The 14,011-nt window shown below is 69.4% G+C and carries 13 protein-coding genes; 4 read left to right on the top strand and 9 right to left on the bottom strand.

The window, feature by feature from the left end:
- From fabD to FS845_RS20170, 5 genes are all read right to left on the bottom strand, one after another.
- Window positions 1–936, bottom strand: a complete 936-nt coding sequence (gene fabD / locus FS845_RS20190) for an ACP S-malonyltransferase (protein WP_144638695.1) — start codon at window positions 934–936, stop codon at window positions 1–3.
- Window positions 937–1,013: 77 nt separating this feature from the next.
- Entirely contained in the window at window positions 1,014–2,000 is a 987-nt protein-coding gene (locus FS845_RS20185; RefSeq protein ID WP_409929315.1) for a beta-ketoacyl-ACP synthase III, read from the bottom strand.
- Complete coding sequence (gene plsX, locus FS845_RS20180; protein WP_144638693.1) at window positions 2,000–3,055, bottom strand: phosphate acyltransferase PlsX; 1,056 nt, start codon at window positions 3,053–3,055, stop codon at window positions 2,000–2,002. The genes FS845_RS20185 and plsX overlap by 1 nt, the downstream gene beginning before the upstream one ends.
- Before the next feature lie 50 nt (window positions 3,056–3,105).
- On the bottom strand, window positions 3,106–3,288 hold the full coding sequence (gene rpmF / locus FS845_RS20175; RefSeq protein ID WP_025517921.1) for a 50S ribosomal protein L32: 183 nt from the start codon (window positions 3,286–3,288) through the stop codon (window positions 3,106–3,108).
- Window positions 3,289–3,345: 57 nt separating this feature from the next.
- On the bottom strand, window positions 3,346–3,930 hold the full coding sequence (locus tag FS845_RS20170) for a YceD family protein (RefSeq protein WP_144638692.1): 585 nt from the start codon (window positions 3,928–3,930) through the stop codon (window positions 3,346–3,348).
- A gap of 187 nt (window positions 3,931–4,117) precedes the next feature.
- On the opposite strand from FS845_RS20170, the gene FS845_RS20165 reads away from it, so the two are divergent.
- Genes FS845_RS20165 through FS845_RS20155 form a run of 3 tightly spaced genes read left to right on the top strand, consistent with a single transcriptional unit; the run spans window position 4,118 to window position 6,332 of the window.
- Window positions 4,118–4,714, top strand: coding sequence for a Maf family nucleotide pyrophosphatase (locus FS845_RS20165; RefSeq protein WP_144638691.1), 597 nt, complete (start codon window positions 4,118–4,120; stop codon window positions 4,712–4,714).
- Window positions 4,711–5,517, top strand: coding sequence for an SAM-dependent methyltransferase (locus FS845_RS20160; RefSeq protein WP_144638690.1), 807 nt, complete (start codon window positions 4,711–4,713; stop codon window positions 5,515–5,517). Before FS845_RS20165 ends, FS845_RS20160 begins: the two co-directional genes overlap by 4 nt.
- 11 nt (window positions 5,518–5,528) lie before the next feature.
- Window positions 5,529–6,332 (top strand): N-acetylmuramoyl-L-alanine amidase, encoded by an 804-nt coding sequence (locus FS845_RS20155; RefSeq protein ID WP_260986371.1) that lies wholly within the window; start codon window positions 5,529–5,531, stop codon window positions 6,330–6,332.
- Between the two features lie 118 nt (window positions 6,333–6,450).
- Here FS845_RS20155 and msrQ read toward each other — a convergent pair whose 3' ends face one another.
- The 4 genes from msrQ to FS845_RS20135 form a co-directional block, all read right to left on the bottom strand.
- Window positions 6,451–7,053, bottom strand: a complete 603-nt coding sequence (gene msrQ / locus FS845_RS20150) for a protein-methionine-sulfoxide reductase heme-binding subunit MsrQ (protein ID WP_409929323.1) — start codon at window positions 7,051–7,053, stop codon at window positions 6,451–6,453.
- Between the two features lie 112 nt (window positions 7,054–7,165).
- Window positions 7,166–8,143 (bottom strand): protein-methionine-sulfoxide reductase catalytic subunit MsrP, encoded by a 978-nt coding sequence (gene msrP, locus FS845_RS20145; protein WP_144638687.1) that lies wholly within the window; start codon window positions 8,141–8,143, stop codon window positions 7,166–7,168.
- A 202-nt stretch (window positions 8,144–8,345) separates the two neighbouring features.
- On the bottom strand, window positions 8,346–9,014 hold the full coding sequence (locus FS845_RS20140; RefSeq protein WP_260986388.1) for an HAD-IA family hydrolase: 669 nt from the start codon (window positions 9,012–9,014) through the stop codon (window positions 8,346–8,348).
- Between the two features lie 5 nt (window positions 9,015–9,019).
- Window positions 9,020–9,988: an RluA family pseudouridine synthase gene (locus FS845_RS20135; RefSeq protein ID WP_144638683.1), complete on the bottom strand. Its 969-nt coding sequence runs from the start codon at window positions 9,986–9,988 to the stop codon at window positions 9,020–9,022.
- A gap of 670 nt (window positions 9,989–10,658) precedes the next feature.
- On the opposite strand from FS845_RS20135, the gene FS845_RS20130 reads away from it, so the two are divergent.
- Window positions 10,659–13,895, top strand: coding sequence for an Rne/Rng family ribonuclease (locus FS845_RS20130; RefSeq protein WP_144638681.1), 3,237 nt, complete (start codon window positions 10,659–10,661; stop codon window positions 13,893–13,895).
- Window positions 13,896–14,011 lie beyond the last annotated feature (116 nt).

The following is a 14,011-nucleotide window of genomic DNA, read 5'->3' as shown; positions in this document are numbered from 1 at the left end:
TCAGTTTCTGTTGACGGCCGCCAGCGCGGCTTCGAGGGAGGCGGGGTCGGTGATCGACATGCCGACCAGGTCGGAATCGATACGCTTGGTCAGGCCCGCCAGCACCTTGCCGGGACCGCATTCGATGACGTGCGTGACGCCCTGCTGCTTCATGGCCTGCAGCGTCTCCACCCAGCGTACCGGATTCCAGGCCTGGCGCACCAGTGCATCGCGGATGGCGTCGGGTTCGGTGGGCAGCGCCACGTCGACGTTGTTCAGCACGGGCACGGCGGGCGCTCGCAGGTCCACCTTCGCCAGCGCACCGGCCAGCACGTCGGCGGCAGGCTTGAGCAGGCTGGAATGGAACGGCGCGGACACCTGCAGCAGCAGCGCGCGCTTAGCCCCCGCGGCCTTGGCGGCTTCGCAGGCGCGCTCGACGGCGGCCTTGTGGCCGGCGATGACGACCTGAGCGGGCGCATTGAAATTGACGGCCTCGACGACCTCGCCCTGCGCAGACTGGGCGCAGGCGGCGCGTACGGCGTCGTCGTCCAGACCCAGGATGGCGGCCATGGCGCCGGCGCCCACGGGCACGGCGGTCTGCATGGCGTCGGCGCGGATGCGCACCAAGCGCACGGCGTCTTCCAGCGACAGCGCGCCGGCGGCGGTCAGCGCGGCGTACTCGCCCAGGCTATGGCCGGCCACGATGTCGGGCATGCGGCCGCCGGCGGCGCGCCATGCCTCGAAGCAGGCCACGCCGGCCGTCAGCATGGCGGGCTGGGTGTTGGTGGTGAGGTTGAGCTGTTCGGCCGGGCCCTGCCCGATCAGCGTGGCCAGGTCCTGGTCCAGCGCGGCGCCGGCGCGGGCGAGCACGTCGGCCACCGCCGCGTTGCCGGCCCAGGCATCGAGCATGCCGACCGATTGAGAACCTTGTCCGGGGAATACAAACGCGATTTTCATAGAGATCTAAACGATTGCGTTCTGGTACTGATGGGGCTGTGCGGTCCGCGCGGGGCCGTCACGACACGGCTGGCGCGCTACATGCGCGCCAGCACCGATCCCCAGGTGAAGCCGCCGCCCACACCCTGCATCAGCACCAGCTGACCGGGTTGGACGCGGCCGTCGCGGCGCGCGGCATCCAGCGCCAGCGGCACGCTGGCGGCGGAGGTGTTGGCATGGCGGTCGACGGTGACGACCACCTTGTCGACGGGCATGTCGAGCTTGCGCGCCAGGAAATTGAGGATGCGCACGTTGGCCTGGTGCGGCACCAGCCAGTCGACGTCCTGCACGTCGACGCCGGCCTCGGCGCAGACGGCGCGCGCCGAACGGTCGAGCACCGTGACGGCCTGCTTGAAGACGGCCTGGCCGTCCATGCGCAGGAAGGGATCGCCGGTGACGTCGCCGTAGGCCACGTTGCCCGCGGCGCACAGGATCTTGGTGAGGCTGCCGTCGGCGTGCAGCTGCGCGGACAGGATGCCGGGCTCGGCCGAGGCCTTCAGCACCACGGCGCCGGCGCCGTCGCCGAACAGCACGCAGGTGGCGCGGTCGTTCCAGTCGAGGATGCGCGAGAAGACTTCCGCGCCGATCACCACCGCGCAGCGCGCGCGGCCGGCGCGGATGAAGCTGTCGGCCGTGGCGAGGGCGTAGACGAAGCCGCTGCACACCGCCTGGACGTCGAACGCGGCGGAGCCGGCGGCGCCCAGGTTGGCCTGCACCAGGCAGGCGGTGCTGGGGAAGACGAAGTCGGGCGTGGAGGTGGCGACGATGATCAGGTCGACCTCGGAGGCGTCGACGCCTGCGTCCTGCAGCGCCAGGCGCGCGGCCTCGGTGGCCAGCACGCTGGTGGTGACGCCGCGTTCGGCCAGGTGGCGCTGGCGGATGCCGGTGCGCTCGACGATCCACTGGTCGGACGTGGAGATGTCGCGCGTGGCCAGCTCGGCCGCCAGTTCGTCGTTGGACACCACGCGTTCGGGCAGGTAGCCGCCCGAACCCGCGATAGTGGAATACGTCATGGGAATACTCATCAGGCGGTGCCCCCTGCCGCGCCGGACGCACCCTCGCCCGATTGAACGCGCATGGTTATCTGAGCCACGGCGCGCGCCGTGCGTTCCAGCAGTTTACTCGCCACGGCCTCGCGGGCGCGCTGCAGGGCGAACCCGTATGCATAGACGTCCGCGGAACCATGGCTCTTGATGACGACGCCGCGCAGGCCCAGCAGCGCCGCGCCGTTGTAGCGCCGGTTGTCCACGCGCTGGCGCAGCCGGTTGAGCACCGGCGTGGCGAAGACGCCGGCCAGCAGCGTGATGACGTTGCGCTTGAATTCTTCGCGGATGACGCTTGAGAGCATCTTCGCGAGGCCCTCCACCGACTTGAGCACCGCGTTGCCGACGAAGCCGTCGCAGACCACGACGTCGACGCCGCCCTTGAAGATGTCGTTGCCTTCGACGTTGCCGTGGAAGTTCAACGGACTGGCGCGCAGCAGTTCGGCCGCCTCCTTGACGACCTCGTTGCCCTTGATGACCTCTTCGCCGATGTTCAGCAGGCCCACCGAGGGATTCTCACGGTGGTCCAGCGCCTGCACCAGGGCGGACCCCATGATGGCGAACTGCAGCAGGTGCTCGGCGGTACAGTCGACGTTGGCGCCCAGGTCCAGCATCGTGGTGGCGCGGCCGGTCTGGTTGGGGATCGACGTGGCGATCGCCGGGCGGTCGATGCCGTCCAGCGTCTTCAGCACGTAGCGCGAGATCGCCATCCAGGCGCCGGTGTTGCCCGCGGAAATGCAGGCATCGGCCTGTCCGTCCTTGACCGCCTGGGCGGCCAGGCGCATGGACGAGTCGCGCTTGCGGCGCAAGGCGACCTCGACCGAATCGTCCATTTCGACGACCTCGGACGCGGGCACGATTTCCAGGCGGTCGCGCGGCGCGTTGCGCTGCTGCGCCAGCGCGGCTTCGATGGCATCGGGCAAACCCACCAGCAGCAACCGGGTGTCCGGAAACTGCCGGGCGAATTCGACCGCGGCCGGGATGGTGACGGGCAAGCCGGCGTCGCCGCCCATGCAGTCTATGGCGATGCGTATCACGGGTGAGGGATCGGCACTCGACGACGGGGCGGAGGCGGACGCGTCCAGGCTTATTCGTCAGCCTTGGTCTTCAGGACCTTGCGGCCGCGGTAGAAGCCGTTGGGGCTGATGTGGTGACGCAGGTGCGTCTCGCCCGTGTTCGGCTCGATGGCGGTCGGGGGATTGACCAGGAAATCGTGCGAGCGGTGCATGCCGCGCTTGGACGGGGACTTCTTGTTTTGTTGAACAGCCATGATGACTCCTAGAAACGGGGCGCATTGTACGCGATGCGGCCCGATGTTGATCTAACGCTACGGTTTACGCTTGAGCTGCTCGAGCACCGCGAACGGTGAAGGGCGCTCGATGGCGGGCTCTTGCGAAGCGTCGCCGGCTCCGGCCTGCGCGCCCGGGCACACTTCATGCCTGGGCACGTACGGGACGTTCAAAATCAGCTCGTCCTCGACCTGGGCCAACAGGTCGAAATGCCGGGAACCCACCACCTTGTCGGGGTAGTCCTCGGCGAAATTCTCGTCGTCTTCTTGCGGGGCGCCCAACTCGTCGTCCAGGTCGTCCTCGGACTCGACCAGTTGCAGCGTGCATTCGGCATCCACCGGATGCGTGAACGGCGCGCCGCAGCGCTGGCATTCCAGCACGAGGCCGGCATGCACATGCAGGTGCAGCAGCGGCTGCCCGGCGATGACGCCGGTCTTGCCAGTGCCGCGGCCGATGGCGCCGCGCACTTCCCAGTGCGCCAGGCCCGCATCGCCCGAGGCCTGCTCGGGCAGGCCATCCACCAGGCGCGACAGGCGCACCAGCGCAATGCTACCCTGCAGCTCCCGGCCTTGGGTTGCCAGGGCGTAGGCATCGACACGGCGGGGATCGAAATCGTCTTTCATTCCTTGCCTCCCTGTCTATCCTGATTGCCCAAAACCTGATTGCCCAAAACCACGAACCCTGCGAACCGCGCCTTTGCCTGCCGCCTCTGCCTGCACCCAGCGCCAAGCGAATCAGCCAACCGGCGCAAAAACGTCGCAAAACGTTAGATAATACCGTGGCTTACGCCTCAACGTCAATTATCACCGAATGCCCAACTTCAGTCTGATCCTGGCATCCAGCTCGCCCTACCGGCGCGAATTGCTGTCCCGCCTGCGCCTGCCCTTCACGGCGATCTCTCCCGACATCGACGAAACCCCGCGTCCCGGCGAGACGCCGACCGAGCTGGCGTTGCGCCTGTCGGTGGAAAAGGCCCAGGCGGTGGCGGCACGCCACCCCGGCGCGCTGGTGATCGGCTCCGACCAGGTGGCCACCGTGGACGGCACGCCCATCGGCAAGCCCGGCAGCTTCGAGCGCGCCCGTGCGCAGCTGGAGGGCCTGTCCGGCCGCGACGTGGAGTTCCACAGCGCGCTGGCGCTGACCGACGGCACGCGCGTGCTGCGCGAAGACGTAGTCACGCGCTGCCGCTTCCGCACGCTGTCGCGGGCCGCGATCGAGGCCTACCTGCGCGCCGAGCAGCCGTACGATACCGCGGGCAGCGCCAAGGCCGAAAGCCTGGGCATCGCGCTGATGCAGGCCATCGAGAGCGACGATCCCACCGCCATCATCGGCCTGCCCCTGATCGCCCTGACGAACATGCTGCGCGAATTCGGCATCGATCCGTTGTTGGCAGGAGACAACGCATGAGCGTCGGCCACCCCGAGGACGCCCACGCCGACGATCGCGCAAGCCGATCCGCCGCCGCCTCGGGCACGCAGGCCGGCGATCCGCCGCGCCAGGACGCCCCTGCCCTGCACCTCATCCCCGTCGGACTGGGCGATGCCCCACCCGAGCGCTGGCTGCCGGCCGAGGTGCGCGCGCTGGCCGGCCGGCTGGACCTCTACATCGCAGAGAACGCCAAGACGGCGCGCGCGTTCCTCAAGCTGATGGGCACCGCGCGGCCGCTGCAGGAAATCACCATCCACACGCTGTCGCCCGACACCAAGGCCGAACAGATCAGGCAATGGCTGGAGCCGCTGCGCGAGGGCCGCGACATCGGCCTGGTGTCCGAGGCCGGCTGCCCGGCGGTGGCCGATCCCGGCGCCAAGGTCGTGGCCGAGGCGCACCGGCAAGGCCTGGCCGTGCGGCCCTGGGTGGGTCCGTCGTCGCTGCTGCTGGGCCTGATGGCCAGCGGGCTGGACGGGCAGCGCTTCGCCTTCCATGGCTACGCACCCGTGGATCCGGCCGAGCGCACCCGCCAGTTGAAGGCCTGGGAGCAGCATTCGGCCAAGCAGAACCAGACCCAGATGCTGATCGAGACGCCCTACCGCAACGCCGCGATGTTCAAGGCGCTGCTGGGCGCGCTGCGGCCCGACACGCGCGTGTGCGTGGCGAAGTCGCTGACCACCGGCGAGGAATGGGTGCGCACCCGCACCGTGGCCGAATGGCAGCGCCAGCCCGCGCCCGACCTGGACAGGAAGCCGACGCTGTTCCTGTTCCTGGCGCGTTGAAGGCCGAGCCCATGACGCGCCCCATCGCCCGCCTGCTGCGCGGCCTGCCGATGCTGCTGCTGGCCGGCTGCGCCACGAAGGCACCTTCTCCGCCCGGCCTGGACATCGACACCTCGGTGCAGGCGGTCAGCCACGGCAGCCGCGTGCGCCACGTCGTGCTGCATTACACCTCGACCACGCGCGACCATTCGCTGAAGCTGCTGTCGCAGGGCGCAGTCAGCTCGCACTACCTGATCACCGACGACGGCAAGCCGCACATCTATCGCCTGGTGCCCGAGGACCGCAACGCCTGGCATGCCGGCCCCAGCGGCTGGTATGGGCAGCCGTCGATCAACGCGACGTCCATCGGCATCGAGATCGTCAACGCCGGCTTCGTCGACGGCCCCGGCGGACGGCAATGGCAGCCCTACGCGCCGGCCCAGGTCCGTTCGCTGATCGCGCTGCTGCAGGACGTCATCGCGCGGCACGGCATCGAGCCGCAGAACGTGGTGGGGCACAGCGACGTCGCGCCTCAGCGCAAGGTGGATCCGGGCCCGCTGTTTCCGTGGCGTGAACTGGCGCAGGCCGGCATCGGCCGCTGGTACGACGAGACCGGCGCGGCGACGCACCTGGCGCGCCTGCAGGCCGAGCCCTTGCCCGACGTGCTGTGGTTCCAGCAGCAGCTGAAACGCCTGGGCTACGACTGCCCGCAGGACGGCAGGCTGGACCGTCCCACGCGCAACGTGCTGGCGGCTTTCCAGATGCATTACCGGCCGGCGGTGCACGACGGCACGCCGGATGCCGAGACGGCCGCGATCATGCTGGCGATGCCGTAGCAGCGAGAGACAACAGCACGGCCGGTCGGATGCTCCGGTGCCCGGGGGCTCTGTCGGCGCCGGGCCGGGACGGCCGGCCGCGCGGCGCGGGCGTGAATGCCACGCCCCCGGCGGCGATTCAACCCGCCGCCCCGCGCCGCAGCCGCGCCACCAGGCGCCATCCCAGCAGCACGGCCAGCACCGCACCGTAGATCAGCGGCTGTTCGAAATCGTTCTTGCCGGCCTTGTGCCACCAGTAGTGCAGGATGGCCAGCAGGCCGATCAGGTAGACGGCCCGATGCAGCATCTGCCAGCGCCGGCCCAGCTTGCGCATGGCCCATTGCGTGGACGTGGCGGCCAGCGCCGTCATCAGCACGAAGGCCGCGAAACCCACCGTGATGAAAGGCCGCTCGACCACGTCCCGCAGCATGGCGGCAGGATCCAGCCCGCGGTCCCACCATACCCAGGCGAGGAAATGCAGGAAGCCGTAGAAGAAGGCGAACAGCCCGCACATCCGGCGCAGGCGCACCAGCGCGGGCTGCTTGAGCAGCCGCCGCAACGGCGTGACGGCCAACGTAACCAGCAGGCACACCAGCGTCCAGGTGCCCGAGGAGCGCGTCAGGAACTCCAGCGGATTGGCGGTCAGGCCGTCGGTGTAGCCCAGCCAGAACCAGCGCGCGAACGGCAGCAGCCCCAGCACGAACAGCAGCGGCTTGATGCGGCCCACCGCGCGGGCGTCCAGCGTGCGCGGCTTGGCGGGTGCAGCGGTGCGCTTGGCGGCGAAACCCGCGGCGGCGGATGCCGCGCCGTTCGTCGCGCCGGCGGGCGACCCGGCGCCGTCGCGCAAGGGGCGCTCAGTAGTTGGCACGCAGATCCAGTCCCGAATACAGCGACGCCACCTGATTGCCGTAGCCGTTGAACATCTCCGTCTTGCGCTTGGGCGCGAAGAAGCCGCCCTCGCCGATGCGGCGCTCGGAAGCCTGGCTCCAGCGCGGATGCGACACGTCGGGGTTCACGTTGGCGTAGAAGCCGTACTCCTGCGGCGCGGAGTCCATCCACGAACTGGTCGGCTGCTTCTCGACCAGGCGGATGGCGACCAGCGACTTCGCCGACTTGAAGCCGTATTTCCACGGCACCGCAAGCCGCAGCGGCGCGCCGTTCTGGTTGGGCAGCACGCGGCCGTACAGGCCGAATACCAGCATGGTCAACGGATGCATGGCCTCGTCCAGGCGCAGGCCCTCCACGTAGGGCCAGTCCAGCACGCCGGAGCGCACGCCCGGCATGTTGTCGCGCTGGACCACCGTGACGAACTCGACGAACTTGGCGTTGCCGGTGGGCTCGACCTGCTTGAGCAGGTTGGACAGCGAATAACCCACCCACGGGATCACCATGGACCAGGCCTCGACGCAGCGCAGGCGGTAGACGCGCTCTTCCATGGGCGCGAGCTTGAGCAGGTCGTCGATGCCGAAGGTGCGCGGCTTGGCCACGGCGCCCTCGACGGTGACGGTCCAGGGCCGGGTCGACAGCTTGTGCGCGTATTCGGCCGGATCGGACTTGTCCAGCCCGAACTCGTAGTAGTTGTTGTAGGTGGTGATGTCCTTGAATGAGGTCTGCTTGTCCATCACCGCATAGTCGGGATTGGCGCGGCCGGGCAGCGGCGCGCCCTCGGGCGCGTCGGCCGCCCATGCGCCGCGCGGGGCCAGGCCGGTCGCCCCCAGGCCGGCCGCGGCGGCCATGGCGCCGGCCCGCGCCATCCACTGGCGGCGCGACTGGTAGACGGTTTCGGAGGTGATCTCGGACGGAACGATATCGGCAGGTTTGCGTATCAGCATGGCGATTCCCGGAAAACGAGGCGGCGCACGGCGGCGCCGATACAGGATAGACGCAGGCGGGCCGGAATCTATTCCCGGCACGGACATGACCCTACATACGCGCCGGCGCGCCGGCCGGATGCGGGCCGGGGGCTGCCGATGGGCACGGGCACGCCTGCCGGAATCAGACAGCGCGGCCGCCGGCGCGTTCCCCCCGCGGACGTCAGGCCTGCGCCGCGCCCACGCGGGGCAGCAGCCACTGCCCCAGTTCCGCCACGTTGCCGACGATCGCCTGGGGCGCGCAGCTTTCCAGTTCGGCCAGCGCGTGCGCGCCATACGTGACGCCCACCCCGTGCACGCCGGCATTGGCCGCCATGCGCAGGTCGTGCGAGGTGTCGCCGATCATGACGACGTGCTCGGGCGCCACGTCCAGCTCTTCCATCAGCTCGTGCAGCATGGCCGGATGCGGCTTGCTGAAGGTCTCGTCGGCGGTGCGGGTGGCGGCGAACACGTTGCGCGTGGCGGACGCGGCCAGGGCGCGGTCCAATCCCACGCGGCTCTTGCCGGTGGCCACCGCCAGCAGGGCCTGCCTGTCGGCCAGCGCGGCCAGCAGCTCGGTGACGCCGTCGAACAGGCGCAGTTCCGGGTCGCGCAGCAGGAAATGGGTGCGGTAGCGCTCGAGGAAGCGCGGCACCATGGACTGGGTCAGCTCGGGCACGGCGCGGCGCAACGCGCTTTCCAGGGACAGGCCGATGACCCAGCTGGCCTCCGAGGCTGAAGGCACCGGCAGGTCGAGGTCGCGGCATGCGCCCTGGATGGCCGCCACGATGCTGTGGGTGGAGTCCATCAGCGTGCCGTCCCAATCGAACACCACCAGCTTGTAGGGCTTGATCACGCTCACACCTTCTCCAGTTGCTGCAATACCTGCACGCATGCCTTGGGCAGCGGCGCTTTCAGTTCCAGCGTTTCTCCGCTGAGGGGATGCGGCAGGGTCAGGCTGTGCGCATGCAGGAACATGCGGCCGAACCCTCGGCGGGAGAACTCGGCACGCACTTCATCCGTCCCGTATTTGTCATCGCCCACGATGGGAAACCCGCTGGACGCCAGGTGCACCCGGATCTGGTGCGTCCGGCCGGTGCGCAACTCGGCGTCGACCAGACTGTAACCGCCGTAGCGCTGCTGCAGTGTGACGATGGTGTGAGCCGTCTGTCCATCCTGGTGGTCGACCTTCACGCGGCGTTCGCCGCTGGCGGTGGTCCACTTGGCCAGCGGCAGGCGGATGTGCTGGCGGTCGTTGACCCAGTCTCCCTGCACCAGGGCATAGTAATGCTTGCGGGCGCCGCCCTCGCGCAGCATGGCGTGCAACGCCAGCAGGGCATTGCGCTTCTTGCCTACCATCAGCAGGCCGGACGTCTCGCGGTCCAGCCGATGCACCAGTTCGAGGAAGCGGGCCTCGGGACGCGCCGCGCGCAGCTGCTCGATGACGCCGAACGAAACGCCGCTGCCGCCGTGCACGGCCACGCCGGCCGGCTTGTCGATGACCAGCATGGCGTCATCCTCGTACACCACGGGGAATTCGGCCGCGGGCACGTGGCGCGGGGCGCCGGGATCGGGCAGGCGCAGCGGCGGCACGCGCACGACGTCGCCTATCGCCACGCGATAGTCAGCACCGATACGTCCCTTGTTGACACGCACCTGGCCGTCACGGATGGCCTTGTAGATGTGGCTTTTGGGAACCCCCTTGCACAGCCGCAGCAGGAAATTGTCGATACGCTGGCCGTCGTGCTCGGCCGCTATCTCGACCATGCGTACGGCCGGCTGGGAGGCGGCGGAGGAAGTTTCTTTGCGCATTGCGGAAAGCGACATATAATCGGGACAGCCTGAAGGGGCTGAACCAGCCGCTTGGCGTAGAGATGCTGTGACTAGGGGTGTACCCCATTTATACCCGCCAGTGGCCGATCAATAACAGGCCATCGCCGGAAAAACGGGGAAGTAAACCACCACTCACTACCGTTCCACCGAGGTGTGAAACCACCGAAGCGGACATGAAGTGGATGGATGGCACCAAGATAAGACTAGTTGCGCGTCTCCGTCGAGCACGCAGGCCATCATTGTACTTTGTACTGCCTGCCGTCGTTCGTTCAGCTCCGGGGTCTCTCGGTCGGCGGCGCAGCCCGTTGTCGGATGGTGGTGTGGCACGCAATGCCCGCCTTCCTGGCATGAACGCTGCAGCCGCAAGCGGCTCTGAAGCACAGCAAGAATCGTCATATTAATAAAGCACCAGGTGCGCGCGGGGCTACAAGCCCCGTCGCATCTGACGTTCCCAGCAACTCTTCCGTCAACCACGCTCAGTGAACCTGACCCCCCTGCTGATAGAACCCCGCGCCGTCCGGCGCGTCGTGCCCGCCTGACCCCGCGGATACGCCCGGGCCACAGCCCGGGTACGGTCCGCCTTCTTGCAAGCTTCAGTCCGCAGCCCGAGCGATCCGAGGTCACGCGCCGATATCGGCGTGTCATGCCTAGGAGAATCGCACTCATGAAGCGTATGTTGTTCAACGCAACGCACCAGGAAGAACTGCGCGTTGCCATCGTCGATGGGCAAAAACTCATCGATCTCGACATTGAAATCGCCGGCCGCGAACAGCGCAAAGGCAACATCTACAAGGGCGTCATCACCCGCATCGAACCCGGCCTGGAAGCCTGCTTCGTCAATTACGGCGAAGAGCGCCACGGCTTCCTGCCGTTCAAGGAAGTGGCCCGCAGCTACTTCAAGGAAGGCGTCGACGTGCGCACCGCGCGCATCCAGGACGCCCTGAAGGAAGGCCAGGAACTCATCGTCCAGGTCGAGAAGGAAGAACGTGGCAACAAGGGCGCCGCCCTGACCACCTTCATCTCGCTGGCCGGCCGCTACCTGGTCCTGATGCCCAACAACCCCCGTGGCGGTGGCGTATCGCGCCGCGTCGAGGGCGAGGACCGCCAGGAACTGCGCGACACGATGGAACAGCTCGAAGTGCCCCAGGGCATGAGCATCATCGCGCGCACCGCCGGCATCGGCCGCAGCGTGGAAGAACTGCAATGGGACATGGCGTACCTGATGCAGCTGTGGACGGCCATCGACGGCGCCGCCCGCGACAACGCCGCCCCCATCCTGATCTACCTCGAGTCCAGCCTGGTCATCCGGGCCATCCGCGACTACTTCTCGCCTGAAATCGGCGAGATCCTGATCGATACCGACGAGATCGCCGACCAGGCCACCGCCTTCATGAGCGTGGTGATGCCGGACAACGTGCAGCGCGTCAAGCGCTACCGCGACGATATCCCGCTGTTCTCGCGCTTCCAGATCGAACACCAGATCGAAACCGCCTACTCGCGCACCGTGCAGCTGCCCTCGGGCGGCGCCGTGGTCATCGACCACACCGAGGCGCTGGTGGCCGTCGACGTCAACTCCGCGCGTTCCACGCGCGGCGCCGACATCGAGGAAACCGCGCTGCGCACCAACCTGGAAGCCGCCGACGAAGTGGCCCGCCAGTTGCGCCTGCGCGACCTGGGCGGCCTGATCGTGATCGACTTCATCGACATGGAAGAAGGCAAGAACCAGCGCGCCGTCGAGCAGCGCCTGCGCGATGCCCTGCATTTCGACCGCGCCCGCGTGCAGATGGGCAAGATCTCGCGCTTCGGCCTGATGGAACTGTCGCGCCAGCGCCTGCGTCCGGCCCTGAACGAGGGTTCGCACATCACCTGCCCGCGCTGCACCGGCACCGGCGTGATCCGCGATGCGGAATCCAGCGCCCTGCACGTCCTGCGCCTGCTGCAGGAAGAGGCCATGAAGGAAAACACCGCGGCGGTGCACGCCCAGGTGCCGGTCGAAGTGGCCACCTTCCTGCTGAACGAGAAGCGCGGCGACATCGCCAAGATGGAAGCCCGCCTGAAGGTCAACCTAGTGCTGATCCCCAACAAGCACCTGGAAACGCCCCACCATCACATCGAGCGCCTGCGCCACGACGATCCGCGCCTGGAAGAGCCCAAGACCAGCTTCGAGCTTGCCGAGGCCCCCGCCACCGACGTGGTCTGGTCCCCGCGCGAGCAGGAAGCCAAGGCCAAGCCCGAGGCGCTGGTCAAGGGCATCACGCCCTCGCAGCCCGCCCCGATCTCCACGCCCGCGCCCGCTCCGGCTCCCGCACCGGCTCCCCAGGCAGCGCCCGCCACGGGCGGCGGCCTGGGCGGCCTGTTCAAGCGCCTGGCCAGCTGGCTGGGCGGCGGCGCCAGCACGCCGGCCGCCGCGCCGGCCCCCGTGGCCGAGCCGCAGGAAGACGTCCGCCGCAATGCGGGCGGCTCGGGCCGCGGCCGTCGCTCGCATGACGGCCAGGAACGCCGCGGCGAACGCCATGGCTCCGACCGCAACCGCGGCCGCCGCAACGACGGCCAGGGCCGCAGCGATGCCGCCGACGCCGACGCGAGCGCCGGCAACCGCCGTGGCGGCCGTCGCCCCGAAGACCGCGCCGACCGTCCGCAGCGCCCCGAGCGCGGCGAGCGCGATCGCGACGCCGCGGTCGCCGCCCCGGCAGCCGCGACCGCCCGTCCCGAGCGCGCCCCGGCCCCCGTGGCCGAAGGCGACGAAGCCGGTGCCGGCGGCCGCCGTGGCCGTGGCCGCCGCGGCCGTGGCCGCCGCGAGGACGGCGCTCCGCAAGGCGCGATGAGCGATCAGGAAAACATGGTCGCCGCGCTGGCCGAGACCGTGGCCTCGGCGCTGCCCGACCACCGTCCCGCCGCCGAAGCCGCTCCGGCCGAGGTCCGCAAGCCGGTCGACGCCGATGAGCTGGACGACGCGCAAGCCGACGGCCTGACCGCCGACGGCCTGGAAGGCACCGACGCCGGCGCCGATCCCGAGCGCAAGCGTCGTCGCCGCCGCAGCCGCCGCGGCCGCCGTGGCAACGAGGACGGCTCGGCCGTCATCGAAGGCCAGGACGCCGACGGCCTGGACGCCGAAGGCCAGGAGGCAGGCAGCCTGGCGCAGGACGCACAGGATGCGCTGCGCGACATCGCCACCGAGGCGCCTGCCGCTGCTCCGCTGTCCAGCGAGACCGCCGCGGACGCGCCGGCCCAGGTGGCCGCTGCTCAACCGCCCGCCCAGCAGCCTGACGTCCAGGCCAGCGCAGGCCAGCCCGTGACGGCCGAGCCGGTGGCTGCGCAGCAGCCCGTGGCCCCTGCCATCCCTGCCGAGCCCGTGGCGTCGCCCGTCGTCGAGGCGTCCGAATCGACGCAGGCAGCCGCGCCCGTGACCTCGGAAACCAGCGTCCCGGCAGCCGTCGAAGTCTCGTCCGCCCAGGCCGTGCAGGCCGAACCGGCCGTGACGACCGCCGCGGCCGAAGCGCCCGCGCCGGCCGCGGAACCGGCGCCTGTCGCCGTGCCCGCCGTGACCGAACCCGCTGCTGCTTCCGCGACTGAAACGTCCGAGGCGCCAGCCGCCGCCGCGCCGGCCGTCGCCGCACCGCAGCCGGTCGTGGCGTCCCAGCCAACCGCACCGCAGCCGGCCGCCTCCGCCCCCATCGCCGTGGCGTCCGCCGCTCCGGCCTCGGGTACGGCCGGCAAGCAGGGCCTGCACGACATCGTCAACGCCGCTGGCCTGAGCTGGGTCGAGACCGATCCCGCTCGCCACGCGCAAACGCAGGAACGCATCGCCGCCACGGCGACGCCCGTGCGCCTGGGCCGCGAACGCAAGCCCGTGACGCCGGTCTCCAGCGCACCGCTGCAGCAGGTGGAAACGCGTCACTGATGCGGCCACAGCGCCAGTAAGGCAAGAAGCCCGTCGAGTGTGAACTGACCCCAAGAAGTTGGACAGTTTAGGAAGCTAGAGGCTCAAGGCCTGAGTTCGGTACTGAACCGGGCTCA

This window comes from Bordetella genomosp. 13 (assembly GCF_007679965.1).
Classification (GTDB): domain Bacteria; phylum Pseudomonadota; class Gammaproteobacteria; order Burkholderiales; family Burkholderiaceae_B; genus Bordetella.
This window is presented reverse-complemented; position numbering and strand designations above follow the sequence as displayed.

What these genes read in the sequence shown, in the direction of transcription:
- fabD (WP_144638695.1), bottom strand. Translation starts at nt 936, where the DNA reads ATGAAAATCGCGTTTGTATTCCCCGGACAAGGTTCTCAATCGGTCGGC.
- FS845_RS20185 (WP_409929315.1), bottom strand. Translation starts at nt 2,000, where the DNA reads ATGAGTATTCCCATGACGTATTCCACTATCGCGGGTTCGGGCGGCTAC.
- rpmF (WP_025517921.1), bottom strand. Translation starts at nt 3,288, where the DNA reads ATGGCTGTTCAACAAAACAAGAAGTCCCCGTCCAAGCGCGGCATGCAC.
- FS845_RS20170 (WP_144638692.1), bottom strand. Translation starts at nt 3,930, where the DNA reads ATGAAAGACGATTTCGATCCCCGCCGTGTCGATGCCTACGCCCTGGCA.
- FS845_RS20165 (WP_144638691.1), top strand. Translation starts at nt 4,118, where the DNA reads ATGCCCAACTTCAGTCTGATCCTGGCATCCAGCTCGCCCTACCGGCGC.
- FS845_RS20160 (WP_144638690.1), top strand. Translation starts at nt 4,711, where the DNA reads ATGAGCGTCGGCCACCCCGAGGACGCCCACGCCGACGATCGCGCAAGC.
- FS845_RS20155 (WP_260986371.1), top strand. Translation starts at nt 5,529, where the DNA reads ATGACGCGCCCCATCGCCCGCCTGCTGCGCGGCCTGCCGATGCTGCTG.
- msrP (WP_144638687.1), bottom strand. Translation starts at nt 8,143, where the DNA reads ATGCTGATACGCAAACCTGCCGATATCGTTCCGTCCGAGATCACCTCC.
- FS845_RS20135 (WP_144638683.1), bottom strand. Translation starts at nt 9,988, where the DNA reads ATGTCGCTTTCCGCAATGCGCAAAGAAACTTCCTCCGCCGCCTCCCAG.
- FS845_RS20130 (WP_144638681.1), top strand. Translation starts at nt 10,659, where the DNA reads ATGAAGCGTATGTTGTTCAACGCAACGCACCAGGAAGAACTGCGCGTT.